Genomic DNA, 26,736 nt, shown 5'->3' with positions numbered 1-26,736 from the left:
CGAAGAGGGTGCCCGCGGCGACGGAGCCGAGCAGCGTGCCGCCGAGCCCGGCCTCGGCCCCGTCGCCGATGCCCTCGTCGCCGACTCCCTCGTCGCCGCCCGCGTCGGCGTCGCCCTCCAGGTCTGCGAGCGCACCATCGACCGCGGCGGCGACCTCACCGCCGCCCAGCGCCTCGCGGCCCGCGTCGTTGAGAACGCCTTCCACAACCTCGACCTAGAGGCCCTGACGCGGTGACGGGCGTATCCGGCTCACGCGGACCTCAGGCATGTCCAGGTTGTCGATGATGCACCGGTCGATGCAGACAGTCACCGGCGAGACACGTGACAGCACTGGCGGTGAGGCTCACCATGTACGGCAATGAGGTAGTGGCCAGCGGGATGATCACCTGAACCAGACTGGTCCCGACGTCGACCAGTGACGGGGCGGCACGGAAGTGAGCCAACATGCACACGCCACAGGGCTGGCTCAGATCTACCAGGCCGCCGGTGACATGATCGTGTACGAGGGCGGGGAGCCCTATCGGTGGGCGCTGCTGCCCGCACCCGTGCCGCCGACGGCGGGTGAGGGGCGTGCCCGCCCCAGTGAGCTGCTGCGTGCGGCGAATGCCGTGATCGACTTCACCGGGCGGCAAGCCGTGATGGCCGAGCTGAAGGACTGGCGAGATGCCGGCGCCCCGCAGAACGCGACGGTCAAGCTGATCCACGGGGCTGGCGGGCAGGGAAAGACCCGGCTGGCCGGACACGTGGCAGGCGAGTGGCAGCGGGACGGGTGGGCAGTGCTGGCCGCCCACCACAAGCGCGACCGTTCCACGCCGGACGTCTTCGAGGTTCCCGACCTGGACAGGGCTGCCGGGGTCCTGGTGCTGGTGGACTATGCCGAACGGTGGGACACCGCCGACTTGCTCAAGCTCCTGAGGGACACGATTCTGCCCAGGCGGCTGCCCGTGCGGGTGCTGTTGCTGGCTCGTCCGTCCGGCACGTGGTGGAGCAGCCTGAAGGAGCGCATGCAACGAGATCTGCGCCTGGATCCCAGCCTGCGGGAGCTGGAGCCCTTGGAGGGGGAAGCGGGTATCGATCGTGGCGGACTGTTCACCGCGGCCCGCGATCGGTTCGCCGAGTTGCTGCGGGTGCCCGGCGCAGACTCGATAGAACCGCCGCCCGCCCTGGAACGGCATGAGGCCTATCGGCTGGTGCTGACCGTGCACATGGCTGCCCTGGCCGTGGTGCTGGCTTCTACCCTCGGTCAGGATCCGCCCGGCGATCCTGTGCAGGTGTCGGAGTTCTTGCTGGCGCGTGAGCGGGATCACTGGGAGGCGATGGCGTCCCCACAGAAAGAGAAGCCGCTGGCGACCTCGCCGGATGCGATGGGGCAGGTCGTCTACACCGCCACACTCACTGGTCGGCTCGATCACGGCGATGGTACGTTCGCATTGGAACGCGCCAAGATCGAATCCTCGCAGGCTGCCGGGCAGCTCGTCAAGGACCACGCGTTGTGCTATCCGCCCACCGTCACCGTCGGTACGGTACTGGAGCCCTTGTACCCCGACCGCCTGGGTGAGGACTTCATCGCCTTGTCCACGCCCGGCCATGCTCACGACTTCCCGGCCGATCCGTGGGTGCCGGCGGTTCCCGCCCGGTTGCTGGCTCCGTCGGCTGTCGAGGAGCGGGGGCAACGATCGGACCCCGTCGCACCCCCATGGACCCGTCATGTCCTGACCACACTGATCGAGACCGCGGATCGCTGGCAGCATGTGGCGGACAGGGTCCTATATCCACTTCTGAAGCATGCCCCCCAACTGGCTCTGGAGGCAGGGGGCGCCGCCCTTACCATGTTGGCCGGCCTGGAACCCGCTGATCTGGAGGTGTTGGAAGCCGTCGAATCGGTACTGCCGAAGCACCGTCATGTCGAACTGGACGTCGCGGCGGCCGCAGTGGTCTCCCGGCTGGCCGAGAACCGGCTGGCCGTCGTCGAAGATCCCGCCCGTCGTGCGCAGATCTACGACGTTCTGGCCATTCGGTTGTCTCACGCGGGGCTGCACTCGCGCGCTGTCGTCGAAGGTCTCCACGCTGTCGATCTCTGGCTTTCGCTCGCCGAACGTGACCGGCGCACCTACCTGCCCGAGCTGGCGGCCTCGCTCGCCAACCAAGCGAGCCTGCTGGCGGGGTTCGGAGGGCGCGATCATGCGTTGCGCGTCTCCGAACAAGTCCTGGAGCTGTACAGCGAACTGTACGAAGGGGACCACGACGTCTACCTTCGGGACCTGGCGGCATCGACGCACAACCATGCGGTCCTGTTGGCGGAAGCAGGGCGTCGGTCCGAAGCGATGTCATGTTCCGCGCGAGCCGTCGAGTTGCGCTTTGAGCTGGCCAAGCGGGATGGGCACCGCCATCTGCCCGATCTGGCGGCGTCGTTGGGCAATCATGCTCTGCGGTTGCTCGAAGCAGGGCACCGGGACGATGCGGTAGATCTCTGCGGGCGGGTGGTCAGACTGTACGACACGCTCGTGGAAAGCAACCGAGCCGCCTATCTGCCGGACTTCGCCAGATCGCTGACCCACTACGCCGTCCTGTTGACAGAGAAGGGCAGGCTGAACGACGTGGTTCCTGTCAGCGAGCAGGCGGTCCGGTTGTACGAGGAGTGCGTCTCGTTCAACCGAGCAGCGCACCTGCCATATTTCGCCATGGCGCTCACTAATTACGCCACCGGGTTGGCAGGCGTGGGGCGGCGCGCCGAGGCGGGGCAGGCTTCCGAGCGCGCGGTTGAGTTGTACGACGAACTCGCCGCACTCAACCGCGACGCCTACGCGCCCAAGTTGGCGGCAGCGCTCACAACTCACGCCATGTGCTTGGCAGAGACGATGCGGCCGGTCGATGCGGTACACACATCCGAGCAGGCACTACAGCTGTACGAAGAACTCGCCGAACACAACCGCGAGGCATTCTTACCCGATCTGGCCATCTCGTTGAACAATCACGCGGCGCTGCTGACGGAAGCCGGCCGACAGGCCGAGGCGGTTTCCCCTTCCGAGCGAGCCGTCGAACTGAGGCGAGAACTCGCCGAACACAACCGCGACGCGTATGTGCCCGATCTGGCCACCTCGCTGAGCAATCATGCGGCGCTACTGGCAGAACTCGGCCGACAGTACGAGGCGTTCCCCGTTTCCGAAGAAGCCGTCGAACTGCAGGGCCGGCTCGCCACCGGCGACCGCAACGCGTACCTGCCCAAGCTGGCGACAGCGTCACACAATCATGCGGCGCTACTCGCGGAACTCGGCCGATACGAGGAGGCGGTCTCCGTTTCCGAGCAAGCCGTCGAGCTCCGCCTTGAGCTGGTCAATCGAGATCAGCACCTCTACTTGCCTGATCTGGCGGCGTCGTTGGGCAACCACGCCTCCCGTTTGGCGGAAGTAAGCCGGTGGGACGAGGCGATTCGTACCTCCGAGCACAATGTACAACTGTTCCGACAACTTGCCGCCGACGACAGCGACACTTACCTGCCGGACTACGTACAGAGCCTCGGCGTTCAAGGATCTGTCCTGAGCCTGGCAGGTCGACATGACCAAGCCGTCAGATCTCTCCTTGAGGGATTGATCCTGAGCCGGGACTTCCCAGAGCACGCGACGCACATTCGCAGGTTCGTGGCCACCGTCTTCAGAAAGGCGTATCAGGCGAATACCGCAGAAGTCGGCGCAGCTTTCGAGTCCCTGACGGGGTATTCGATCCGTGCCTGGCAGGAACAACGAGGATTCCCAGGATAGCCGTGACCGAGAGAACCGCCTTCCGGAAGCCGGCGGGGCAGGTCAGCGCTTGACGCGGGCGTCGAACCAGGGGTAGATCTGCTGCTTCTCGTCCACCTTCACCAGCGTCTCGACGACCTTGCCCGTGAGGTCCACGACGCCGAAGCCGTCCCGTACGGGCGCCAGCAGGTGCCGCTCGTCGTACCAGCCGAGCACGGGACCCCAGACCGCGCTGAAGGCGACGTCGATGCGGGTGACGGCCTTGCCGGTGCGGGTGTCCCAGACGCAGGCGGCCTTCTCCAGCGAGGTGCAGGCCGTCACGAAGCGGCGCCCCGACGGGGAGAACGTGCCGAGGCCGTGGCCGACGGGCCGGCCGCGGACCTTCCAGGTGCGCTCGACGGCGCCGGTGAGGTCGTACCGGCGGATGGTGGACGCGCCGTTCCTGCCCCAGCGCACCACCACGCCCTTGCTGTCGCGGGTCCACTGGAAGCCGCCGACCGTGATGAGGGCGTTCTCGATGCGGACGAAGCGGGCCTTCAGCGAGGGCACGTCGATCAGCACGATGCCCTCCGAGCGCGGCTCGTGGCCCGGCTCGAAGACGTTGAGCAGCAGGTGCCGGCCGTCGGGCGACCAGGTGGGCCAGAGCGTGTTGAGGTGGTTGCCCTCGGGGTCCTTCGGGACGGGCAGCCGGACCTCGCTCGCGCGGCCGGTCCGCCGGTCCAGGAGGCGCACCGTGGGCGGGACGGCGACGCGGGAGCGGGCGCCCCGGACGAGCGTGGCCTCCCAGCGTTCGCCGGGGGAGACCGTGAACGGACCGTCACTCTCGACGAACGCCTTCTTGGCCGGGCTCCAGGCCCGCTGCCCGTCGGGGGAGAGCGGGGCGTAGGAGGTGAGCTGCACGGGCCGCCCGGCCAGGTCGGCCACGACCGTCGCACCCGTGCCCGGCAGCGCCGTGCCGGCGGCGGGCTGGGCGGGCGGGGCGCCGAGCGCGGCGGTCAGGGTCGCTAAGACGGTCACGTACGGAACCACACGTCCTCCAGGGCCAGAGCCGGGCGAATTCGAAGATCATATCCCCGGGATGAAGTGCCGGGGCCGCCCGGTTGCACAGAAGGCAACAGCTGAAGCACGAAGGAGAGCCCGTCCATGACCACGCACCCCACCTCCCCGCCCCCGCCGGTCCGCCAGCTCAGGCTGGTCGTCGAGGCGGAGGACTACGAGGCCGCGCTGGCCTTCTACCGCGATGTGCTGGGCCTGCCCGAGCAGGCCGCGTTCTCGGGCGGCGACGGTGCGCGCGTGACGATCCTCGACGCGGGCCGCGCCACGCTGGAGATCGCCAACCCGGCGCAGAAGGTGATGATCGACGAGGTCGAGGTGGGCCGGCAGGTGGCGCCCAAGATCCGCGTCGCGTTCGAGGTGGACGACGCCAGGGGCACCGCGGAACGGCTGGTCTCGGCGGGCGCGGCCGAGGTGGCGCCGCCCACCGTGACGCCCTGGGAGTCGCTCAACGCCCGGCTCGACGCGCCCGCGGGCCTGCACATCACGGTCTTCCAGGAGCTGCGTACGCAGGAGGAGCGCGAGGCGCTCGGCGGGTTCGGCACCGAGGGCTGAGCAGGCACACAGCGCTGAACCGCGGCCGGCGGCTGAGCCCCGGCTCGGCCGCCGCCTGCTACCCGGAGACGGGCGGCTACTTGGCCGAACGCGTGCCCCGGCGCGGCGCGCGGGCCTGGCCGTTCTGCGGCGTGCGGGCCTGACCGTCGTGCGGCGTCTCCACGAGCGGCGTGTCCACCAGGTGCTCGACCAGGAACCACGTCTGCAGCTCCCCGGTCCTGATCACGTCGGAGACCAGCAGGTCGTTGGTGCCGTCGTCGCCCAGCTCATCGGCGCGGGAGGCGGCGTCGTGCGAGGCGACGAGGATCGTCTCGTGCGCCTCGATCAGCCTCGACAACATCGCCGGCACCTCCTCCGCGCCGTTCGGCGGGCGCGGCACCACGGTGATCTCCGCGACGTGCCGCGGGTCGCCCACCGCGATGCCGCCCAGCGTCTGGACGCGCTCGGCGATCAGGTCCACTAGCTTGAGCTGCTCGTCCGCGTGCTTGTCCAGCAGCAGGTGGAGCTGGTAGAAGGTGGGGCCGCGCATCAGCCAGTGGTGCTTCTTGTACAGGGCGTAGAGGATCTGCGTGTCGGCCAGGATCTGGTTCAGCCGCTCGCAGGCGTACTCGCGGGCCTCGTCCGACAGGCCCAGCGGCCACGTCCTGACGGTGCCGAACTCCTGGATCTCGGTGCCGTCGACGTGCAGCCACGGCTGGCTGCTCGACTGCTTCTTCGTCGTCGCTTTGGTGCTGCTTCTGGTTTTGGCGGGCACGATCATCTCCAGGTGGAATTGAGCCGATCCGACCTCGAACCTTCCCGTACGCCCGCCGAACGACCCTCGGCGCGGACCAGCGCATGGCAAAGGTTGCGCAGCTCAACGGGCGAGAAACCCGATTGCCCCGCGCGGGGCGTGGTTGCGAGGATCTCCGGCATGCCCTTCTACTCGGCCCACGACGGAACCCGTCTGGCCTACCACGTGGCCGGCGACGGCGACCCGCTGATCTGCCTGCCCGGCGGCCCCATGCAGGACAGCACCTATCTCGGCGACCTCGGCGGCCTGCCCGAGCACCGGCGGCTGATCCTCACGGACCCCCGGGGCACCGGAGACTCCGCCGAGCCGGCCGACCCCGGCACGTACCGCTGCGACCGGCTCGTGGCCGACGTCGAGGCCCTGCGCGAGCACCTCGGCCTCGACCGCATCGACCTGCTCGGCCACTCCGCCGGCGCGAACCTCGCCGTCCTGTACGCCACCCGCCACCCGCACCGCGTCGCCCGGCTCCTGCTGATCGCCCCCAGCACCAAGGCCGTCGACCTGGAGCCCACCCCGCAGGCCCGCATGGAGGCCGCCGAGCTGCGCGCGGGCGAGCCCTGGTTCCCCGAGGCCTTCGCCGCCCTGCGGGAGATCCAGGCGGGCAACGCCACCGCCGACACCTGGGCGGCCGTCGATCCGTTCGTGTTCGGGCGGTGGGACGAGGCGGCCAGGCAGTTCCAGACGCTCTGCGACCGGCGCAGGAACGCCGAGGCCGCCGCCGTGTACGGCGGGCCGGGCGCCTACGACCCGGAGGCGACACGGGCGGCGCTGGCCCGGTTCGGCGCGCCGGTGCTGCTGCTCGCCGGGGAGCTGGACCTCAACACGATCCCCGGCGTCGCCGCCGAGTACGCCGCGCTGTTCCCCCGCGCCGAGCTGGTCGTGCAGCGGGGCGCGGGCCACTTCCCGTGGCTCGACGACCCCGGGCGGTTCGCGGCGGCGGTCACCGCGTTCCTCGGCCGCACGGGTTAAGCCAGGCCGCCGTTGCTCATCAGCAGCTGCCCGTTGATCCACTGACCCTGCGGCGAGCACAGGAAGGACACCAGGTTCGCGGTGTCGTGCGGGGTGCCGAGCCGGCCGAGCGGGGTCAGGCGCACCATCTGCTCCCGGGTTTGCGCCGACATCCAGCCGGTGTCGATCGGCCCCGGGTTGACGACGTTGGCCGTGACGCCGAGGTGGGCCAGCTCGTGCGCGGCGGCCTGCGTGATCCGGTCCAGGGCACCCTTGCTCGCCCCGTAGGGCAGGTTGCCGACCGTGTGGTCGCTGGTCAGGGCCACGATCCGGCCGGTGCCGTGCGCGCCGGTGAAACGCCGGCCGAACTCGCGGATCAGCAGCCACGTGGCCCGCGCGTTGACCGCGAAGTGCCGGTCGAAGCTCTCCACGCTGGTGTCGAGCAGGCCCGAGTCGACCGACTCGCAGTGGCACAGGACCAGCGCCGTGACGGGGCCGAGGCGCCGCTCGGCCTCGTCGAAGACGAACGCGGGGGCGTCCGGGTCCGACAGGTCGGCCTCGACGGCCGCGGTGGCGGCGCCGTGGGCGGCGAGGGTCTCGGTGATGGCGCCGGTCGCGCCGGCCTCGACGCCCCAGCTCATCCGCTCGTCGTACGGCGTCCAGCAGGTGAAGGCGACGTTCCAGCCGTCGGCGGCGAGGCGGGCGGCGATGCCCGCGCCGATCCCGGCGGTGCGGCCGACGCCGGTGACCAGCGCCAGCGGGCGGGGGACTGGGGAAGAGGGTGCGGTCGTCACGCGACCCGATCATGGAGGACGACCCGCCCGGCAGGCAACCGATATCCGGGGGCGGCCCCGCGCGCCGTGCGCGGGTTGACGGCCGGGATCTTGGACCGGACGCTGCTTGCATGCCCTCCGTCAGGAAACCGCGGGCCGTCGTGGCGGTGCTGGCCTTCGCCGGGATCGTCGTCGCGCTCATGCAGACCGCGGTGATCCCGCTGATCCCGCAGCTGCCCCGCCTGCTGCACGCCACCCCGACCGACGCCACCTGGGCGATCACCGTCACGCTGCTCGCCGGCGCCGTCGCGACGCCCGTCGTGGGCCGGCTGGGCGACATGTACGGCAAGCGGCGCATGCTGCTGATCAGCCTCGCCCTCCTGGTGATCGGCTCGGCCGTCTGCGGGCTCAGCGACACGCTGGCCCCCATGGTGGCCGGGCGGGCGTTGCAGGGCGCCGCCTCCGGCGTCATCGCGCTGGGCATCAGCATCATGCGCGACGAGCTGCCCGCCGACCGGCTAGGCTCGGCGACCGCCCTGATGAGCGCCTCGCTCGGGGTGGGCGGCGCGCTCGGCCTGCCCGCGGCGGCCCTGCTGGCCGAGCGGACCGACTGGCACATGTTGTTCTGGACGTCGGCCGCGTTCGGCGCCGTGGCCGCCGTGCTCGTGCTGGCGCTGGTGCCCGAGTCGGAGGTGCGCAGCGGCGGGCGCTTCGACGTGGCCGGCGCGGCGGGGCTGTCGGCCGGGCTGACGTGCCTGCTGATCGCGGTCTCCAAGGGCGCCGACTGGGGGTGGGGGAGCCCGGTCACGGTGGGCCTGTTCTGCGCGTCGGCCGTCGTGCTGCCGGCATGGGGCCGGTGGGAGCTGCGCGCCCGCGAGCCGCTGGTGGACCTGCGCACCACCGCCGGGCGGCAGGTGCTGCTGACCGACCTGGCCTCGGTCGTGTTCGGGTTCGCCATGTTCGCCATGTCGCTGGTGCTGCCGCAACTGCTGCAGCTGCCCGCCTCCACCGGCTACGGGCTGGGCGCCACGATGCTCGACGTGGGCCTGGTGCTGGCGCCGTCCGGGCTGGTCATGATGGCGATGGCGCCGGTGTCGGCCCGCCTGTCACGCGCCCGGGGCCCCAAGGTGACGCTCATGGCGGGCGCCCTGGTGGTCGCCGCCGGCTACGCGCTGGGGGTGGTGCTGATGTCGGCCGTCTGGCAGCTCGTGCTCGTCTCGTCGGTGATCGGGGCCGGCATCGGGCTGGCGTACGGGGCCATGCCCGCGCTCATCATGTCAGCCGTGCCGATCGCGGAGACGGCCGCCGCCAACAGCCTCAACACGCTCTCGCGGGCCATCGGCACCTCGATCTCCAGCGCCGTGGCCGGGGTCGTGCTCGCCCGGCTCACGGTCGGGTCCGGCACGCCGGCCGTGCCGTCGCCCGCCGGCTTCCGCCTGGTCATGGCGATCGGCTGCGGCGCGTCGCTGCTCGCCTTCGCGATCGCCGCGTTCCTGCCGGCGCACCGGCGGCCCGGCAGGCAGGACGCGTTGCCGCGAGGGGGGCTGCCGGGCGTGCAGCGAAGCAGGGGGAGGGGGAGAGGGCCGGGCCGTCAGACGCGGTCGGCGGCGATCAGCAGGTACTGGAAGCTGCCGCTCTTGTACGCCTCCAGGAAGGCCTCCTCGATCCCGGTGGCCAGGTGCGTCCTGGCCCGCAGCTCCCAGTAGGGGATGGTGGCCGCCGTCAGGTCCACCACGCTCACGGGGACGAGCCGGTTGGCGGCCAGCTCCTTGAAGTAGGTGCTGCGCGAATGGATGTCGCAGATGTAGTGCGCGTTGATCTGGCTGATCGCCCGCGAGGGCAGGCCGTAGGCGTCGTTGTAGCAGCCGGTGATGCAGACGTACCGGCCGCCGCGGCGCAGCAGCCTGGAGTGCTCGGCGAACAGCAGCGACAGCTCGACGTACATCGTGCTCTCGTTGTTCCAGATGGCCTGGAAGTCACCGGTGGGGAAGCCGGTGTCGAGCATGTTGCGGAAGTGGAAGCGCACCCGGTCGTCCACGCCGCGCTCCTTGGCCTGCTGGTTGGCGAAGGCCACCTGCGACTCGGAGATCGACACGCCGTCCACCTGGCAGCCGGTGCGCAGGTTGGCCAGGAAGCTGGAGCCGCCGCGGCCGGACCCCGCGTCCATGACGCGGTGCTCGGGGCGCAGCGGGCCGAGGTGCGCGATGAGCGTCTCCGCCTGCGCGCTCTCCAGCCGGTGCAGCTCGTTGACGACCCGTCTCTCCCTGGTCTCGGCGGGGCCGTCGAGGACCGACCAGTCGACCTCGCCGATGCCGTAGTGGTGGTGGTAGAGGCCGTCCACCTCCCCCAGGCGCAGGTTGACCGGGTTCTCCTCGGTGTTCCAGTAGTCGGCGACGGATTGCTGATAGAGGCTGCTCAGAACGGGGACTGCGTTCGGGGTGACGGTCACCTCGGGCTCCTTCCTGTTGCGGTCGTACGGTCGTCGTGGTCAGGATCGGTAGCGGCTCGTGCTGCCGTGCCACTCGATGCCCCCGGCCATCCACGCCTGCGCGCCGCGCAGGAACCGCTTCAGCTCGGGGGAGGGCAGGGCCGACAGCTCCCGCTGGCTCTGCTCGAACCCGCGGACGAAGGCGTTGTGCAGGCTCACCGTGCGCTCGACGGCCTCGCGGGTCGAGCAGCCCTCCTCCTCGGCGATGAGCAGCACCACGTTGGAGTCGGGCAGCTCGTCGGCCGCCTCCTTGGCCGCCGAGTGCAGGTCGTTGACCAGCACGGCGGCGGTGCCCGCCTGCATGAGCGCGGTGTGGAAGCGGCGCTCGGCGAACAGGTGCGGCGACAGCTCGTAGCCGCCGACGATGTCGATGAGCACCATCGAGGTGTAGAAGCTGTCGTGCTGGCGGGCCGCGAGATAGCGCCAGACGGGCGGCGGTGTCTCCAGGTACCGCCAGGCGGCGTAGGCGTCCCAGCTCACGTACATCTGGCTGGTGATGTTGCACAGCCGCATGACCTGCGCCGAGGTGCAGTGGCGGGCGGCGTGGCTGGTGGCCGAGCGCAGCGAGACCAGCACCGGGTCGCTGGTGATCGCCTCCTCGAGCTGCTCGGTGTAGCGGCCGGCGTCCGGCGGCGGGTCCATGGCCGACATGACCAGCGCCAGGCGCGGCGGCAGCTCCGTGGGGGTGGCGCCCAGGTCGGTCTCGTCGGCGTAGTAGTCGTCGGCGGCCCACCAGGCGGCGTTCATCTGGGCGGCGATCAGCAGCATGTCGGGGTCGTCGCTGTCGGTGTGGGTCAGCATGGCCAGCCGCCCGAACCCCGTCGAGGCGAACTCCGCCATCCGCCCCTCGTGCAGCCCGATCCGCTCCGCCCAGGCCACCAGCCGCCGGTCCACCTCCGCGCCCAGCTCGTCGTCCACGCGGTCGGCCTCCGGGCAGTAGAGCGGCGGGTAGGTGCCGTCGCCCCACTCCAGCTCCCGGTAGGCGAGCGGCGCCAGGCTCGGGCTGCCGCGCCTGCCGGAGCCGCCGTAGGAGGGCGGCTGGTGCCCGTCGTCGTCCTGGAAGGTGTGCCGGTACGGCCGCAGCGCCGAGCGCAGGCTGAGCGTGTACGAGCCCAGGCCCGTCGGCCCGGCCGGGATGTCAGACATAACGCGCCTCTTCCTGGACTGGGCGGGTCACGAGCGCGGGGCGGCGACGTCGACGCCCTCGAGGATCCCGATCGCGTCGGGCACCAGGACCGCCACCGAGTAGTAGGCGCTGACCAGGTACGACATCACGGCCTGGGAGTTGATGCCCATGAAGCGCACGTTGAGCCCCGGCTCGAACTCCTCCGGGATGCCCGTCTGGTAGAGCCCGACGACGCCCTGGTCGTCCTCGCCCGTGCGCAGCGCCAGGATCGACGTGGTGCGGTGGGGCGAGACCGGGATCTTGCCGCAGGGGAAGATCGGGATGCCTCGCCACGACGGCACCTCGTGCCCGTTCACCTCGGTGCTGCCCACCACCAGCCCGCGCTTGTTGCACTCGCGGAAGAACGCCGCGATCGCCTTGGGATGGGCCAGCAGCAGGCGAGTCTTGCGGCGCATGCTGATCAGCTCGTCCACGTCGTCGGGGGTCGGCGGGCCCGACCAGGTGTAGATGCGCTGGTCGTAGTCGGTGTTGTGAAGCAGCCCGAACTCGGGGTCGTTGAGCAGCTCCGACTCCTGGCGCTCGCGCAGCTCGTGGATGGTCAGGCGGAGCTGCTGCTCGATCTGGTTCATCGGGTCGTTGAACAGGTCGGCGACCCGCGTGTGCACGCGCAGGATGGTCTGGGCGACGCTCAGCTCGTACTCGCGGGGGTGCAGGTCGTAGTCCACGAACGTACCGTCGAGGACCGGCTCGCCGGTGTGGCCGGCCGACAGGTGCACGGCCGCCTCGCCGCGGCGGTTGGCCGGCCTGCTCAGCGTGTCGAGGTAGCCCGCCAGGTGCTCGCGCAGCGGCGCCGACCGGTCGGCCACCCGCCGCAGGCCGTCGCGTGGCGCGAACAGGGCCGTGCACGGCGTGGCCGCCCTGAACGTGCACGGCCAGCGGGCGTCCTCCTCCGTCAGCACCTCGTCGCCGAACTGGTCGCCGTCGGCGATGACGCCGAGGAACTGGGGGGAGCCGTACGGGCCGGTGGACAGGCGCTCGACCCGGCCGTGCGCGATCACCCAGGCGCCGGTGACGGGGTCGCCCTCCTCGGCCACGACGTCGCCGGGCCGCAGCTCCCGCACGGCGAACTCGCCGGCGATGGCCGTCAGCACGTCGTCGTCGCCGAAACCGCGCAGCGCCGGGATCTCGGTCAGCGTCCCCGGCACGATCCGCACGTGCTCGGGCCCGCCCGGCACCACGCCGACCCGCCCGCGCCCCGGCCGGTGCGTCAGGCGCCGGTTGACCCGATAGGTCCCGCCGCGCACGTCGACCCAGGGCAGCATGCGCAGCAGCCAGCGGGAGCTGATGGCCTGCATCTGCGGCCGCGTCTTGGTGGTCGTGGCCAGATTGCGCGCGGCCCGGGTGTCCAGGCTGAGCCGGGTTTCCATCGGGTCCGTGGGCATTTTTCCTCCGCAGGTCGGACAGGCAGTCGCTACTAAAAGTAGTTATATGGCCACTGAGCGTAGAGTCTCTTGATCGATAGGAATGCTGTCGGCGGGGTTAGCCCGATGTGGCCTGGACGCCACTTCCCGTTTCAGCCGGTCACCGGGGGAAGGGAGAGATCATGAACGACGCATACGACCGCGTGGCCATCGTCACGGGAGCCGACTCCGGCATCGGCAAGGCCACCGCCGTGGCGCTGGCCGAGCAGGGCTTCGACGTGGGCATCACCTACCACTCCGATCGCGACGGCGCCGAGGAGACCGCCCGCCTGGTCCGCGGTCCCGGCCAGGCGCCCGCGATCCGGCAGCACGACCTGACCGACCCGGAACGGGCCGCCGCGGTCGTGGACGAGCTGGCCGACGAGCTGGGCGGGCTCGGCGTGCTGGTCAACAACGCGGGCACCGGCAGCCACGAGCCGCTGCTGGAGATGGGCTACGCGCGCTGGCGGGAGATCCTGGCGGTGGACCTCGACGGCGCCTTCCTGTGCGCGCAGCGGGCGGCCAGGCGCATGGTGGCCGCGGGGCGCGGCGGGCGGGTCGTCAACGTCACCAGCGTGCACGAGGAGTTCCCGAAGCTGGGCTCGGGGCCGTACTGCGCGGCCAAGGGCGGGCTGCGCATGTTCAGCCGGGTGCTGGCGCTGGAGCTGGCCGACCACGGCATCACCGTCAACACGGTCGCGCCGGGCGAGATCGCCACCCCCATGACCGGGCAGGAGGACCTGCCGCCGCAGCAGGGCAGCCGGCCGGGCAACCCGATCCCCAGGCCGGGCGACGCCCGCGAGGTCGCCGCCGTCGTGGCCTTCCTCGCCGGGCCTGCCGCCTCCTACGTCACGGGCGCGACCGTGTTCGTGGACGGCGGCATGACACTCATGGGGCCGCAGGGCGCCTCCGCGCTCAGCTCCGGAGACTGGCGCGAGTTCTAGTCCCGCACGCGGGCTGACCGTAACGCCGGAGGAGTCCCCGCATGCCGAGCAGAGCCCTGTCTGCCCCGGCCTGGACTGCGACGGCTGCCGCGTGCAGGTCGTGTACGGCATCGCGGACGAGGAGGTCAAGGCCGTGCTGCACCAGACCTCGCTGCGCCGCAACGACGAGAGGCTGCTGCGGCTCAACGACAAGCACGTCTACCGCCAGTACGTGGCCGGCTTCGAGCGCATGCGAGCCGCCGACCAGGCGGCCTGAGCCCGGGTCACCACCCCTGGCCGCGCAGGAAGGCCGCGCACCGCGCGGTCCAGTCGCCCACGACCGGGTCCTGCCCGGCCAGGCCGAGCCCGTGCCTGCCGCTGGGGTAGACGTGCACCTCCTGCGCGACGCCGTGCCCGGCCAGCGCCTGGGAGAGCATCAGGGTGTTCGCGACCGGCACGGCCTCGTCGTCGGCGGTGTGCCACAGGAACACCGGCGGAGTGCCCCCGGTCACCCGGCTCGCCAGCGACAGCTCCTCGCGCACCGCCTCGGGCGCGTCCGCGCCGAGCAGGTTGTCGGACGAGCCGCGGTGCGCGAACGGCCCGGCCAGCGCGGTCACCGGGTAGCACAGCACGGCGAGCCCCGGCCGGGGGTCGGCCTCGTCCACGGCGTCGTGCGGGCCCTCGGTCAGCATGGGGCCCTGCTCGGTGGCGAGCAGCCCGGCCAGATGCCCGCCCGCCGAGAACCCGAGCACCCCCACCCTGTCCGGGTCCACGCCGTGGCCGGCGGCGTGGTGCCGCACCCAGCGCACCGCCCTGGCGGCGTCGAGGAGCGGGAGCGGGTGGCGGTGCGGCGCGATGCGGTAGCGCAGCACGTACGCGGCGATGCCGAGCGAGTTCAGCCACCGCGCGACCGGCGCGCCCTCGTGCTCCGCCAGGTGATGGTAGGCACCACCCGGACACACCACGATGGCGGGCGCCGGCCCGTCCTCCCGGGCGACGGGGAAGGCGGTGACGGTCGCGGCGCCGGCCGTGGGCCACAGGGGGTGCTCGATCATGTTCCGTGCCTTTCGTGTCGATCGAGCATGGATGCTAGCGGCCCGGCGGACGGTGCCCGCTCAGTAGCCGGGGAAGACGCGGCGCAGCAGGTCGAGGTCGGCGGCGCCGGTGGTGGCGATGCCCTCGGGGGTGTGGCGCGGCGCGAGGCGGCCGGCCACCAGCCGCAGCCACGCCTCGGCCGGCAGCCGCAACGTGCCGTCGGCCTTGTCGGGGAGGTCGAAGTCCACGCTGACCTGCTCGCTCAGCCGCAGCGCGAACTCCGACTCCGGCTCGCTGGTGGTCACGCGCACGACCGCGTGCTCGCCGCCGAGCTGCTCCGGCCTGCCGAGCCAGCCGGTGAGGTCAGGCTCGCCGTGCAGGAGCTGGCGGACGGCTTCGGGGGCCAGGGTGGCGTGCTCGTCGAAGGCGACGCGCACGTCCCAGGCGTGCAGGGTCAGCTCGCTGAGCCGCAGCCGCCCCGCCGTGGCCAGGTCGACCGGCGCGGGCAGGAAGCCCAGGTCGACGCGGAGGCCGGCGCGGGTGTCCTGGTCGAGCGACTCGTACAGCGCGATCAGCTCCTCGTCCGAGCGCAGGAAGCCGTCGGCGCGATCCCCGCGCGTCATGGCGTTCCACCGGTCCCAGACGGACTGCATGAAGTCCTGCCCGCGGGGCGGCTCGCCGTCGAGGGCGGCCCGCAGGGTGGCTCGGGCGATCTCGGCGCCGCTCCCGAGGTGGCTCAGCACCTGGGAGATGTCCCATTCGGAGGCGCCCGAGGGGCGGGCCAGGTCGCCCTCGGCGAACGAGGACACGGTGGCGGCGAGGGAGTCGTGTCCGGTGCGCAGTGCGGCGATGACCGCGTCTGGGTTGCTCATGCGTTCTCCAGAGGGTGTGTGCGGGTGATGGTCAGGTGCGGGCGCCGGTCCCGGCCGGGCGGCGTCACCGGGACGTCAGTGCGCTCCCGAGCACCGAGACGACGACGTCGCGGACGTCCTCCGGCCACGGCGGCAGGCCGTCGAGCCCGGCGAACATCAGGTGCGCGGCCCCCACCAGCGTCGGCGCGAGCCTGGAGACGTCGGCGTCGGCAGCGAGGCGCCCCAGGCCCTGCTCGGCGGTGAGGTAGCCGGCGAGCACCTGCCCGATCTCCGTCATGATCGGCACCCCGCCGGCGGCCCGCGCCTCGCGCAGCCGGACGCGCAGCTGGTTGTTGAACGTGACCAGGGCGACGATCGACACGGCGGCCGGGCCGAAGAGCTTGATCAGGGCGTCGGTGAGGTTGCCTGCCACGGTGCCCGTCCCGGCCGAGTCGCGCAGGACGGCGCCCTGGGCCTGCAGCAGGGAGATGCGGTCGAGGACGTACTCGGCGAGGAAGGCGTCGAAGGACTCGAAGTGCCGGTGCAGGACCCCCTTGGCGCACCCGGCCCGCAGGGTCACCGCCCGGCTGGTGAGCGCGTCCGGGCCCTCCTGCTCCAGGATCTGCTCGGCGGCGGCGAAGAGCTGCTCGCGCGGATCGCGGAGGTGCACCCCTGTCGGCATCGTCGATCCTCTTCCACCTGGGAAACGCCCCCGGGTTGACTGGGTGGGCGTGTGCCCACTATGGTGGGCCCGCGCCCACTATAGCGCAGGAGCCTGCCTGTCGAGCAGCGGCCTGATCACGGTGTGCTGCGCGACGGCCAGCAGCAGGCAGGCGGCGGCCAGCCCGCCCCACAGGCCCTCCGGCCCCGCGCGGTCGAGGAGCTGGGTGCCGCTCAAGGGTGCCAGCACGGTGGCGAAGCCCCAGCAGGTGCCGAAGACCGACAGGTAGCGCCCGCGCGCGTCCGGGGGTGCGAGGTCCACGACGAGGGCGTAGCTGCGCCCGAACATCAGCACGTCGCCGGCGCTCCACACGAGCGTCGCGGCGAGGTGGCCGGGCAGCCCGCCCGACGCGGCGTAGCCGGCCAGGCCCGTGGCGAGCAGCAGGTAGCCCCAGGTCATCGCCGCGTGGTGGGAGAGCGCCGCCGTCCACCTGAGCAGTGGCTGGCAGAGCACCATGACGACCGCCGCGACGGCCGACAGCAGCCCGGCGTCGGCCGCCTCCATGCCGCGCCGCGCCAGCGCCAGCGGCATCGCCATCCCGACCTGCATGAAGATCACCGCGAACAGGGTGCCGGAGAGCAGCAGCACGAGCAGCCTGCGGTCACGCCAGGCCGCCCACGTCCCCCGGCTCGGGCCGCCGGAGCCGGAGCCGGAGCCGTGGCCGAAGCCGGAGCTGGCGTCGGGGGCGGAGCCGGGGCTGGCGCCGGGGCTGGCGTCGGGGGCGGGAACGGGGACGGGGGCGGGGCGGTCCGCGGGCAGGACGAGGCGGATCACGACCGCGCACAGCAGGCACGAGACGGCGTCCGCGACGAACAGCCAGCGCAGATCCCACCGGCCCAGCCCGGCCGCGATCAGCCCGGCGCCCATGCCGCCCACCGCCAGCGCCGTGTTGAACAGGCTGAACGCCTGCGCCTGCTGCGCCGGGCGTACGGCATCGGCGATCATCGCCTGCGACGGCGGCTCGTAGACCTCGAAGGCCAGCCCGAGCAGGACGGCGAACCCGGCCACCATCGCCACCGACCCCGACACCGCGATGCCCGCCTGCGCCAGCGCGCACCCCACCAGCCCCGCCACGATCGTGCGGCGGCGGCCCAGCCGGTCGGCCAGCACGCCGCCCAGCAGCCGCGAGGGGATGGTGGCCAGGCCGAAGGCGGCGGCGACGACCCCGGCGGCGACCGCGCTCACCCCGAACTCGGCGGTGATCAGCACCGTCAGGAACCCGACCGAGAAGGCCCCCAGCCGGTTGATCGCCCGCGCCAGCACGAGCCACCACACCGTACGCGGCAGACGCTCCGCACGGAGCCCCCTGATCGGCACGTTCACCTCCCGCATGACCGACGAAACTGCTAACGTCGGTCACGGACGCTACGACCTCAGGAGTGACCAGTCAAGTGCTGTTCGATAGTCACGTTGCGATCCTGCTGGACACCGCGGTGTCGCTCGTGAACGTGCTGACCGACGGCGGCGACCGGGGCAGGCCCTACGTGGCGCCCAAGGGGGAGTCGCTGCCCGACATGATCCGCGCCGTGCTGCCGGGCAACGTGACGGTGTCCATGGAGGAGGCCCTCTACCTGGCCGGCACCACGCTGAAGGTGCGCCGCGTGTTCGAGGCCATGGACGCGGGCCGCGACGACGACGCCGCCGCCCTCGTCAACGCGCTCGTCATCAGCACGGGCGCGCGGCCCCAGCTCGACCGCGCGCCCGGCGAGCCGTGGCAGGTGCACTTCCACGGCGCCGACGACAGCCTCGCCGTGGGCTGGAGCGCGGGCATCGCCTCCGCGCTGACGCTGGCCATCGGCAGCGACCTCGGCGGGCGGCTCGGGCTGTGCCAGGCCAGGCAGTGCGACCGCGTGTACGTGGACGCCTCCCGCAACGGCGTGCGCCAGTTCTGCTCCCGCTCGTGCCAGAGCAGGACCAAGGCGGCGGCCTTCCGCGCCCGCTCCGCCGCCCGCCCCACCGGGCGCGGCGGCCCGGACTGAGCTCCCCGACTGCCAGCCCGCCGCCGCGAGTTCGCCGCCGCGAGTTCGCCGCCGCGAGTCCGCCACTGCGAGTCCGCCACTGCGAGTCCGGCACCGCGAGCCAGTCGCCGCGAGCCCGCCGCCCGCGCCATGCGCCGGCCGTCCCGGTCGCGAGATCGCTCCGGAGGTCTCGCCTGCCTCCGGCAGCAGGGGTCACCATTCGTAGTGCGCAGTCACGACCCCGGCAGCCGGAGGAGACCGCGGATGTTGTCGTACGAGCCCCTGACCCCCACCACCTTCCTCGAACGATCCGCCACCGTCTTCGGCCCGCGGCTCGCCGTCGTGAACGGCGGGTTCCAGCTCACCTACGCCACCCTGTGGGACCGCGTCCAGCGCCTGGCGGGCCCGCTGGCCGCGGCCGGGGTGCGGCCGGGCGACCGGGTGGCGGTGCTGGCGGGCAACGGGCACCTGCTGCTGGAGGCCACGTTCGGGGTGCCGGCGGCGGGCACCGGGTGCCGGCTGGTCCCCGCCACCGAGTACGGGCAGCTCGTCGCCGCGGGAGAGCCGCTGCTGGTCAGGGTGGAGGACGAGCTGACCCCGCTGTCGATCAACTACACCAGCGGCACCACCGGCCGTCCCAAGGGCGTGGTGTACCACCACCGCGGCGCCTACCTCCAGGCGCTCGCCATGGCCCTGCACACCAAGCTGGACGCCGCCTCCTCCTACCTGTGGACGCTGCCGATGTTCCACTGCCACGGCTGGTGCTTCCCCTGGGCGGTCACGCTGGCCGGCGCCCGGCACGTCTGCCTGCCCAAAATGGAGCCGGGCGAGGTGTGGCGGCTGATCCGCGAGCACCGCGTCACCCACCTGTGCGGCGCCCCGACCGTCCTGACCTCGCTGCTCGCCCATCCGGACGCCCCGGCGGACGCCCTCGACCCGCGCCTGCTGGCCTGCGTCGGCGGCGCGCCCCCGAGCCCCGCGCTGCTGGGCCGGGCGCTGCAGGCCGGCATCGACGTGATCCACCTGTACGGGCTCACCGAGACCTACGGGCCCGCCGTCATCTGCCAGCCCCAGCCCGAATGGCGGGGCCTGCCGATCGAGGAGTCCGCCGCGCTGACCGCCCGCCAGGGCGTTGGCAACGTGATCGCCCAGCGCATCCGCGTCGTCGCCGACGACGGCCGCGACGTGCCCGCCGACGCCACCACGGTCGGCGAGATCGCCGTACGCGGCAACGACGTCATGATCGGCTACCACCGGGACCCGGCGGCCACGGAGAAGGCCGCCCCCGACGGCTGGTTCCGCACCGGCGACCTGGGCGTGGTGCACGATGACGGGTACGTGTGGATCGTCGACAGGGCCAAGGACGTGATCATCTCAGGGGGCGAGAACCTCGCCTCCGTCGAGGTGGAGAACGTGCTGGTCGGCCACCCCGCCGTGCAGGAGGCCGCGGTCGTGGCCCGGCCCGACGCGCACTGGGGCGAGGTGCCCGTCGCGTACGTCACCCTCGCCGCCGGGGCCCACGCCACCGAGGCGGAGCTCATCGAGCACGTACGCGCCCGCCTGGCGCATTTCAAGGCCCCGAAGGCGGTCGTCTTCTGCGAGCTGCCCAAGACCTCCACCGGCAAGATCCAAAAGAACGTCCTCAGGCAGCGTGCCGCAGGTTAGCCGCCGCACAGGAGGGAAGGCCGCACCCACGGACCGGACATCGTCAGTGGGGGCGTCATGGTCACTTCGCGCAGCGTCTTCAGGCGCAAACCGGTGGCGCAGATCGCCACCGAACACGAGGGCGAGCTGTCCAGATCGCTCGGCCTGTGGCAGCTCACGGCGATCGGGGTGGGCGGCATCATCGGCGCGGGCATCTTCGCCCTGGCCGGCGCGGTCGCCCACGAGACCGCGGGCCCGGCCGTGCTCGTGTCGTTCCTCATCGCGGGCATCGCCAGCGCCGCCGCCGCGCTCTCCTACGCCGAGTTCGCCGGCCTGATCCCGAAGGCCGGCTCGGCCTACACCTACGGGTACGCGGTCCTCGGGGAGATCGTCGGCTGGTTCATCGGCTGGGACCTGCTGCTGGAGTACACCGCGATCGTCGCGGTCGTGGCGATCGGCATCTCCGGCTACTTCGGCTTCCTGGTCCAGCAGCTCGGCCTCACGCTGCCCGCCTGGTCGCTCGGCGCGCCCGGCACCGGCCCCGGGCACGTGGTGGACCTGTTCGCGGTGGTGCTGTGCCTGATCATCGCGGCGCTGCTGAACCTGGGGATCCGCGCGGCGGCCAGGTTCGAGACGTTCGTGGTGGGGATCAAGGTCGCGGTGGTGCTGCTGGTCGTCGTGGTCGGCTTCTTCCACATCAACACCGCCAACTACACCCCGTTCTTCCCGTACGGGGTCGGCGGCGCCATCACCGGAGCCGCCACCGTCTTCTTCGCCGTGTTCGGCTACGACGCGATGAGCACCGCGGCCGAGGAGTCGCGCGACGCGCAGCGGCACATGCCCAAGGCGATCATCTACTCCCTGGTCATCTCCATGATCCTGTACGTGCTGGCGTGCCTGGTGCTGACCGGCATGCAGAACTACCGCGACATCGACCCGGAGAGCGGCTTCTCCTCGGCCTTCGCCGCCGCCGGGCTGTCGGGGCTGGCCTCGGTCATCGCGGTGGGGGCCATCGTCGGCATCCTCACCGTCATGTTCACCTTCATGCTCGGCGTCACCCGCATCTGGTTCTCGATGAGCAGGGACGGGCTGCTGCCCGCCTGGTTCGCCAAGCTGCACCCGGTGCGCCGGGTGCCCACGCGGGTCACCTGGATCGTGGGCGTCGCCTCGGCGCTGATCGCCGGCTTCCTGCCGATCAGGGAGGCGGCCGAGCTGACCAACATCGGCATCCTGCTGGCGTTCGTGGTCGTGTGCGTGGCGGTGATCGTGCTGCGGTACAGGCAGCCGGACCTGCCGCGCTCGTTCCGCACGCCGTGGATGCCCGTGGTGCCGGCCGTGGGCGTGCTGTTCTCGATCTGGCTGATCACCTTCCTCGCCCCGGTGACGTGGCTGCGTTTCGCCGCCTGGTTCCTGCTCGGGCTGATCGTCTACTTCGCCTACAGCAAGCGGCACTCCGTCCTGGAGTGAGCGTGTCACATCGGCCCGCCCGCGAACGTCATTGCGGTGACGGACGCACGACAGTGAGACGAGGCCCGATGAACGATCGTGAATTCCTGGCGAGCCGGTTCGAGGAGCACCGGGGGCATCTGAAGGCGGTGGCGTACCGGATGCTGGGCTCGCTCAGCGAGGCCGAGGACGCCGTGCAGGAGGCGTGGCTGCGGCTGAGCCGCAGCGACCCCGGCGACGTGGAGAATCTGGGCGGCTGGCTGACCACGGTCGTCGGCCGGGTGTGCCTCGACATGCTGCGCGCCCGCACCTCGCGCCGCGAGGAGCCGCTGGAGGCGCGCCTGCCCGACCCGGTGGTGAGCCCGGCCTCGGGGCCGGACCCCGAGCAGGCGGCGCTGCTGGCCGACTCCGTCGGGCTGGCGCTGCTGGTGGTGCTGGAGTCGCTGACCCCGGCCGAGCGGCTGGCGTTCGTGCTGCACGACATGTTCGCGGTGCCGTTCGAGGAGATCGCGCCGCTCGTCGGACGCTCTCCCGGCACGGCCAGGCAGCTCGCCAGCAGGGCCAGGCGGCGGGTGCGCGGCGCCGCGCCGGTGCCCGACCCCGACCTCGGCAGGCAGCGGAAGATCGTGGAGGCGTTCATCGCCGCCGCGCACCGGGGTGACTTCGCGGCGCTGGTGTCCTTGCTCGACCCGGACGCGGTGCTGCGTGCCGACGCGGGCGCGCTGACCGGCGGCGGCCTGGCCGAGATCCGCGGCGCGGCCGACGTGGCGGGCCAGGCGCTGACCTTCCGCCGCTACTCGCCGTCCACCGCGCACGCCGCGCTGGTCAACGGCCTGGCAGGGGTGGTCAACACCGTGGACGGCAAGCCGTCGGCGGTCATGAGCTTCACGATCACGGACGGCCGCATCGTCGAGATCGACATCCTCGCCGACCCGGACCGGCTCGCCCGGCTCGACCTGGTCGTCACCGATTGAGCAACGTCACCTCGCCGCGGGGCGGGCGCGTACGTGCATGCGCTCGCCCTGCGGCCCGAACAGGGCCAGCACCTCGGTGTATTCGTCGGCCTCGTTGACGAACGCGTGCGGCGTCCGGGTGTCGAACTCGGCCACCTCGCCCGCCGCCAGCACCACGTGATGCCTGCCGAGCAGCAGCCGCAGCCGCCCGGCCAGCACGTACAGCCACTCGTAACCCTCGTGGACCTGCTGCTCAGGCTCGTAGCCCGGCCATCCCGGCGGGTAGATCTGCTTGAACGCCTGCAGCCCGCCCGGCCGCCGGCTCAGCGGCACGTACGTCATGCCGTGCCGCTTGACCGGCCGCATGTGCACCCGCGGGTCACCCGTCACGGGAGCGTCGATCAGCTCGTCGATCTGCACTTGGTAGGCGTCGGCCAGCAGCAGCATCATCTCCAGGGTGGGCCTGCGCCCGCCGGACTCCAGCCGCGACAGCGTGCTGACCGAGATGCCGGTGGTCCTGGACAGCTCCGCCAGCGTCGTGCCCCGCTCCTGGCGCATCGCCCGCAGCCGCGGGCCCACCGCCTGCAGCACCTCATCGAGTTCCATCCGGCCTACTTTGCCATTTCGGCAACGAAGTTTGTCAACCGCTGAGCGGGTGACGCACAGTGGCGCGACAGTGAACGAGCGAGAGGAGCCGCGCATGGACGCGACGTACGACGTGGTGGTGATCGGTGGCGGGGCCGCCGGGCTGAGCGGGGCCCTCGCGCTGTCCCGGGGGCGCCGCAAGGTGCTGGTGATCGACGCGGGGCAGCCCAGGAACGCCCCCGCGCAGGGTGTGCACGTGGTGCTCGGGCACGAGGGCGTGCCGCCCCGCGACCTGCTGGCGACCGGCCGCGCGGAGGTGGCCTCGTACGGGGGACAGGTCGTGACGGGCGTGGTCACGGCGGCGGAGCGGCTCGCCGACGGGCGCTTCCGCGTCACCCTGGAGGACGGCGCCGCCGTCGAGGCGGCCCGGCTGCTGGTCGCCACCGGCCTGGTGGACGAGCTGCCGCCGGTGCCCGGCCTGGCCGAGCGGTGGGGCCGCGAGGTGCTGCACTGCCCGTACTGCCACGGCTGGGAGGTGCGTGACCAGGCCATCGGCGTCGTGGCCACCAATCCGCTGGCCGCGCACCAGGCGCTGCTGTGGCGGCAGTGGAGCGACGACGTGACCCTCTTCCTGCACACGGCCCCCGAGCCGGGGGAGGAGGCCCGCGAGCAGCTCGCCGCCAGGGGCGTCACCGTGGTCGAGGGCGAGGTGACCGGCGTCGTGGTGACCGGCGACCGGCTCACCGGCGTGCGGCTGGCCGACGGCAAGCAGGTGCCGCGGCAGGCGCTGGCCGTCGGCACCCGGCTGAACGCCCGGCTCGACGGCCTCGGCGGGCTCGGGCTGGAGACGGCCGATCAGGAGATGAACGGGTTCGTCGTCGGCACCTACGTCCCCGCCGACCCCATGGGCAAGACCGAGGTGCCGGGCGTGTACGTGGCGGGCAATGTGCACAACGTGATGGACCAGGTCGTCAGCGCCGCCGCGGCGGGCGTGCGGGCCGGCGCGGCCATCAACGCGGACCTGGTCGGCGAGGAGGCCAGGGCCGCCGTGGCCGCCCGCCGCGCCGCGTTCGCGAACACCGGGCACGGCCAGGCGCCGGAGGGGCTGACGGAGGAGGAGTCCTGGGACACCCGCTACCGCCAGAGCGAGCGCATCTGGAGCGGTGACCCGAACGTCGTGCTCGTCGAGGAGGTCTCCGGCCTGCCGGCGGGCCGCGCGCTGGACCTCGGGAGCGGCGAGGGCGGCGACGCGATCTGGCTGGCGGCCAGGGGCTGGCAGGTCACCGCCGCCGACATCTCCGGCGTCGCCCTGCGCCGCGCCGCCCGCCACGCCGAGGAGGCCGGGGTGGGGGACCGGATCGACTGGCAGCGGCACGACCTCGGCGAGTCGTTCCCCGAGGGGGTCTACGACCTCGTCAGCGCCTGCTACCTGCACTCCACCGGCGACATGCCGCGCGAGCGGATCCTGCGCAGGGCCGCCGCCGCGGTCGCGCCCGGCGGGGTGCTCCTGGTCGCCGGGCACGCCGGCTGGTCGGCCTGGCAGCACGACCACCCCGACGTGCACTTCCCGACGCCGCAGGAGGTGCTCGACTCCCTGGAGCCGGGGGAGGGGGAGTGGGAGGTGCTGCGCTGCGAGGAGTTCGAGCGCAGCCAGAAGGGCCCCGACGGCGAGCCGACCACCCGCACCGACAACGTGCTCACGATCCGGCGGCGCTCGTGACGGTGCCGCCCGTGACGGTGCCGCCCGTGACAGTGCCGCCCGTGACAGTGCCGCCCGTGACAGTGCCGCCCGTGACAGTGGGGGTCTGGGTGCGGTAGGAGTGGCCGAGCTGCGGGCCGAGCCCGAAGTAGTGGCGGAAGTTGTAGATCAGCGGGCTCCACGCGGCCGGGTCCACGTGCTGGGTCCCCGGCACCACCAGGCGCGGGTCGGCGTGCACGGCGGTGACGAGGGCCTCGACGATGACGAACGAGGCCGACGCGTCCCGCCGTACGCGCTGCGCCCGCGCCTCGAACTGCAGCGGGCACTCCGCCACCCGCGGCGGCCGGACCCCGTCGGAGGGCTCCGGCCGCAGGCCGGCGGCGCCGAACTTGTCGGGCTCGAAGCGGCACCCGGCGTGCTTGGTGTCCGGCACGGGGAAGCGGCCGGTCAGCGGCGCCAGCCGCTCCACCGCCTCCCACTGGTGCGGAGCGGGCAGGTTGATCACCAGCTCGGGACGTTCCGCGAGGTTGCGGGCGCTCTGCCCCTCCTCGCCCAGCCCGAGCACGATCACCCGGTCCAGCGCCCAGGCCGAGGACATGGGCGCGAGGTTGAAGGTGCCGTCGGGGTTCTCGGTCGTGAGCAGCACGACCGGGGTGCCGAAGTACAGGATGCTGGGCTCGATGGTCACGTGGTCGGTCACGGCCAGGAGCCTAGGGACGGGACGTTCAACCCAGGGACGAAACGTTCCCGCCCCAGAAATCTACATTGTAAAGGCGCCGGGCTGGGCGAGATAAGCCGTGCCCTTTCCAAAGACCCGCGGCGACGCGGCGGCGGCGGGCACGAAGGCGGACTGGCCAGGGCGCAGCGTCAGGTCGTCGCCGAGCCTGGTCTCGCCCTCGACGCAGAGCACGATGCCCGGCACGCCGCCGGGCAGGGGGTGCTCGCCGGCGCCGGTCAGCTCGTACCGGGTGAGGGCGAACTCGGGGGCGGGCGGGCGGTAGTCGTAGCCGCCTGAGCCATCGGCCACCGGCTCGACGCGGTGCGGGTCGGACGGGGTGAAGTCCACGACCCGCATCAGCTCGGGCACGTCCACGTGCTTGGAGGTGAGCCCGCAGCGCAGCACGTTGTCGGAGTTGGCCATGATCTCCACGCCGATGCCGCCGAGGTAGGCGTGCGGCACGCCGGCGCCGAGGTAGAGGGCCTCGCCGGGGCGGAGCGTGACGTGGTTCAGCAGGAGGGCGGCCAGGATGCCGGGGTCGCCGGGGTAGGCGCGGGCGATGCCGGCGTAGACCGCCAGGCCGGAGTCCTGCGACTCCAGCAGGGCCGCCTCGGCCTCCGCACGCAGCGGGCGCGCGGCGTCGTCCAGCATCGCGGCGAACACGGCGCGCAGCGCCTGCCCGGGGTCTCCGGCAGGCGCAGCCTGGCCGGGCGTTTCGGGGCGCGGCGGCTGGCCGGTGCGCAGTGTCTCGATCCAGTGGCGCAGGCCGGGCACGGCGAGCCGGTCGAGCAGGTCGGCGGCGGCCTCGGGGGAGCGGAAGCCGCACAGGCCGTGGAAGGGGGTGAGCGCGCAGACCATCTCGGGCTTGTGCGAGGCGTCCTTGTAGGTGCGGGCGTAGTCGTCCAGCGGGATGCCGCGGGCGTTCTCGTCGGCGTAGCCTGCTTCGGCCTGCGCGGTGGTGGGGTGGACCTGGAGCGAGAGGGGCCGCTCGATGGCCAGCACCTTGAGCAGGTAGGGCAGGACGGGGCCGAACCGCTCGGCGCAGCGCTCCCCGAGCGTGGCGGCCGGGTCGCGGGCGATGAGCTCGTTCAGCGGGACACCGCCGGCGGTCGAGGGGGCTCCTGGATGGGCGCCCATCCACAGCTCCGCCTGCGGCTCGCCGGTCGGCTCGGTGCCGAACAGCTCGGGCAGGGCGGTGACCGACCCCCAGTCGTAGGGGCGGATGGTGGTGGCCAGGCGCATGGGCGTGGCGTGTGGCACGGCGGTGGCT

General features: G+C 72.3%; 24 protein-coding genes. 11 read left to right on the top strand and 13 right to left on the bottom strand.

What is annotated here, in order from left to right; all coding sequences use genetic code 11:
- Positions 1-491: 491 nt before the first annotated feature.
- Entirely contained in the window at positions 492-3,758 is a 3,267-nt protein-coding gene (locus LCN96_RS30690; RefSeq protein WP_225265898.1) for a tetratricopeptide repeat protein, read from the top strand.
- 42 nt (positions 3,759-3,800) lie between these two features.
- On the opposite strand, the gene LCN96_RS30685 is transcribed toward LCN96_RS30690, so the two are convergent.
- Positions 3,801-4,754, bottom strand: a complete 954-nt coding sequence (locus tag LCN96_RS30685; protein WP_225265897.1) for a TolB-like translocation protein — start codon at positions 4,752-4,754, stop codon at positions 3,801-3,803.
- A 126-nt stretch (positions 4,755-4,880) separates the two neighbouring features.
- On the opposite strand from LCN96_RS30685, the gene LCN96_RS30680 reads away from it, so the two are divergent.
- Complete coding sequence (locus LCN96_RS30680) at positions 4,881-5,345, top strand: VOC family protein (RefSeq protein WP_225265896.1); 465 nt, start codon at positions 4,881-4,883, stop codon at positions 5,343-5,345.
- A gap of 76 nt (positions 5,346-5,421) precedes the next feature.
- Here LCN96_RS30680 and LCN96_RS30675 read toward each other — a convergent pair whose 3' ends face one another.
- Positions 5,422-6,099, bottom strand: coding sequence for a Dps family protein (locus LCN96_RS30675; protein ID WP_225265895.1), 678 nt, complete (start codon positions 6,097-6,099; stop codon positions 5,422-5,424).
- A 159-nt stretch (positions 6,100-6,258) separates the two neighbouring features.
- On the opposite strand from LCN96_RS30675, the gene LCN96_RS30670 reads away from it, so the two are divergent.
- Positions 6,259-7,107 carry an alpha/beta fold hydrolase gene (locus LCN96_RS30670; protein WP_225265894.1) on the top strand — a complete coding sequence of 283 codons (849 nt, stop codon included), beginning with the start codon at positions 6,259-6,261 and terminating at the stop codon, positions 7,105-7,107.
- Here the strand turns inward: LCN96_RS30670 and LCN96_RS30665 are convergent.
- Entirely contained in the window at positions 7,104-7,880 is a 777-nt protein-coding gene (locus tag LCN96_RS30665; protein WP_225265893.1) for an SDR family oxidoreductase, read from the bottom strand. The genes LCN96_RS30670 and LCN96_RS30665 overlap by 4 nt on opposite strands.
- Before the next feature lie 110 nt (positions 7,881-7,990).
- On the opposite strand from LCN96_RS30665, the gene LCN96_RS30660 reads away from it, so the two are divergent.
- Positions 7,991-9,565, top strand: coding sequence for an MFS transporter (locus LCN96_RS30660; RefSeq protein ID WP_225265892.1), 1,575 nt, complete (start codon positions 7,991-7,993; stop codon positions 9,563-9,565).
- Here the strand turns inward: LCN96_RS30660 and LCN96_RS30655 are convergent.
- From LCN96_RS30655 to LCN96_RS30645, 3 genes are read right to left on the bottom strand one after another with little or no spacing between them, the layout of a single operon-like run.
- Complete coding sequence (locus LCN96_RS30655; RefSeq protein WP_225265891.1) at positions 9,451-10,308, bottom strand: geranyl diphosphate 2-C-methyltransferase; 858 nt, start codon at positions 10,306-10,308, stop codon at positions 9,451-9,453. The two genes, LCN96_RS30660 and LCN96_RS30655, sit on opposite strands and share 115 nt — an antisense overlap.
- Positions 10,309-10,347: 39 nt before the next feature.
- Positions 10,348-11,493, bottom strand: a complete 1,146-nt coding sequence (locus tag LCN96_RS30650) for a family 2 encapsulin nanocompartment cargo protein terpene cyclase (RefSeq protein ID WP_225265890.1) — start codon at positions 11,491-11,493, stop codon at positions 10,348-10,350.
- A 27-nt stretch (positions 11,494-11,520) separates the two neighbouring features.
- A complete protein-coding gene (locus LCN96_RS30645; RefSeq protein WP_225265889.1) occupies positions 11,521-12,915 on the bottom strand; it encodes a family 2B encapsulin nanocompartment shell protein in 1,395 nt (464 codons plus the stop codon).
- 161 nt (positions 12,916-13,076) lie between these two features.
- On the opposite strand from LCN96_RS30645, the gene LCN96_RS30640 reads away from it, so the two are divergent.
- Together LCN96_RS30640 and LCN96_RS30635 are read left to right on the top strand one after the other, a co-directional pair.
- Positions 13,077-13,877 carry an SDR family oxidoreductase gene (locus LCN96_RS30640; RefSeq protein WP_225265888.1) on the top strand — a complete coding sequence of 267 codons (801 nt, stop codon included), beginning with the start codon at positions 13,077-13,079 and terminating at the stop codon, positions 13,875-13,877.
- 91 nt (positions 13,878-13,968) lie between these two features.
- Positions 13,969-14,133 (top strand): hypothetical protein, encoded by a 165-nt coding sequence (locus LCN96_RS30635; protein WP_225265887.1) that lies wholly within the window; start codon positions 13,969-13,971, stop codon positions 14,131-14,133.
- A gap of 7 nt (positions 14,134-14,140) precedes the next feature.
- Here LCN96_RS30635 and LCN96_RS30630 read toward each other — a convergent pair whose 3' ends face one another.
- From LCN96_RS30630 to LCN96_RS30615, 4 genes are all read right to left on the bottom strand, one after another.
- Positions 14,141-14,911 carry an alpha/beta hydrolase gene (locus LCN96_RS30630; protein ID WP_225265886.1) on the bottom strand — a complete coding sequence of 257 codons (771 nt, stop codon included), beginning with the start codon at positions 14,909-14,911 and terminating at the stop codon, positions 14,141-14,143.
- Positions 14,912-14,971: 60 nt separating this feature from the next.
- Entirely contained in the window at positions 14,972-15,763 is a 792-nt protein-coding gene (locus LCN96_RS30625; RefSeq protein ID WP_225265885.1) for a maleylpyruvate isomerase family mycothiol-dependent enzyme, read from the bottom strand.
- Positions 15,764-15,827: 64 nt separating this feature from the next.
- The gene (locus LCN96_RS30620) at positions 15,828-16,424 is read right to left on the bottom strand and encodes a TetR/AcrR family transcriptional regulator (protein ID WP_225265884.1); all 597 of its coding nucleotides are present in this window, start codon (positions 16,422-16,424) and stop codon (positions 15,828-15,830) included.
- A 78-nt stretch (positions 16,425-16,502) separates the two neighbouring features.
- Entirely contained in the window at positions 16,503-17,795 is a 1,293-nt protein-coding gene (locus tag LCN96_RS30615; RefSeq protein ID WP_225265883.1) for an MFS transporter, read from the bottom strand.
- Between the two features lie 59 nt (positions 17,796-17,854).
- On the opposite strand from LCN96_RS30615, the gene LCN96_RS30610 reads away from it, so the two are divergent.
- From LCN96_RS30610 to sigJ, 4 genes are all read left to right on the top strand, one after another.
- Positions 17,855-18,442 carry a CGNR zinc finger domain-containing protein gene (locus LCN96_RS30610; RefSeq protein WP_225265882.1) on the top strand — a complete coding sequence of 196 codons (588 nt, stop codon included), beginning with the start codon at positions 17,855-17,857 and terminating at the stop codon, positions 18,440-18,442.
- Between the two features lie 243 nt (positions 18,443-18,685).
- A complete protein-coding gene (locus tag LCN96_RS30605) occupies positions 18,686-20,086 on the top strand; it encodes an AMP-binding protein (RefSeq protein ID WP_225265881.1) in 1,401 nt (466 codons plus the stop codon).
- Positions 20,087-20,143: 57 nt separating this feature from the next.
- Entirely contained in the window at positions 20,144-21,532 is a 1,389-nt protein-coding gene (locus tag LCN96_RS30600; RefSeq protein WP_225265880.1) for an amino acid permease, read from the top strand.
- A 68-nt stretch (positions 21,533-21,600) separates the two neighbouring features.
- Positions 21,601-22,485: an RNA polymerase sigma factor SigJ gene (sigJ, locus tag LCN96_RS30595; RefSeq protein WP_225265879.1), complete on the top strand. Its 885-nt coding sequence runs from the start codon at positions 21,601-21,603 to the stop codon at positions 22,483-22,485.
- 6 nt (positions 22,486-22,491) lie between these two features.
- Here the strand turns inward: sigJ and LCN96_RS30590 are convergent, their stop codons facing one another.
- Complete coding sequence (locus LCN96_RS30590; RefSeq protein WP_225265878.1) at positions 22,492-23,070, bottom strand: helix-turn-helix domain-containing protein; 579 nt, start codon at positions 23,068-23,070, stop codon at positions 22,492-22,494.
- Between the two features lie 94 nt (positions 23,071-23,164).
- On the opposite strand from LCN96_RS30590, the gene LCN96_RS57170 reads away from it, so the two are divergent.
- Positions 23,165-24,769, top strand: coding sequence for a bifunctional NAD(P)/FAD-dependent oxidoreductase/class I SAM-dependent methyltransferase (locus LCN96_RS57170; RefSeq protein WP_311131957.1), 1,605 nt, complete (start codon positions 23,165-23,167; stop codon positions 24,767-24,769).
- Here the strand turns inward: LCN96_RS57170 and LCN96_RS30575 are convergent.
- Positions 24,747-25,448, bottom strand: a complete 702-nt coding sequence (locus tag LCN96_RS30575) for a flavin reductase family protein (RefSeq protein ID WP_225265877.1) — start codon at positions 25,446-25,448, stop codon at positions 24,747-24,749. The genes LCN96_RS57170 and LCN96_RS30575 overlap by 23 nt on opposite strands.
- Before the next feature lie 60 nt (positions 25,449-25,508).
- Entirely contained in the window at positions 25,509-26,708 is a 1,200-nt protein-coding gene (gene manA, locus LCN96_RS30570; protein ID WP_225265876.1) for a mannose-6-phosphate isomerase, class I, read from the bottom strand.
- Positions 26,709-26,736 lie beyond the last annotated feature (28 nt).

Source organism: Nonomuraea gerenzanensis (genome assembly GCF_020215645.1).
In the GTDB taxonomy this organism is placed as follows: domain Bacteria; phylum Actinomycetota; class Actinomycetes; order Streptosporangiales; family Streptosporangiaceae; genus Nonomuraea; species Nonomuraea gerenzanensis.
This window is presented reverse-complemented; position numbering and strand designations above follow the sequence as displayed.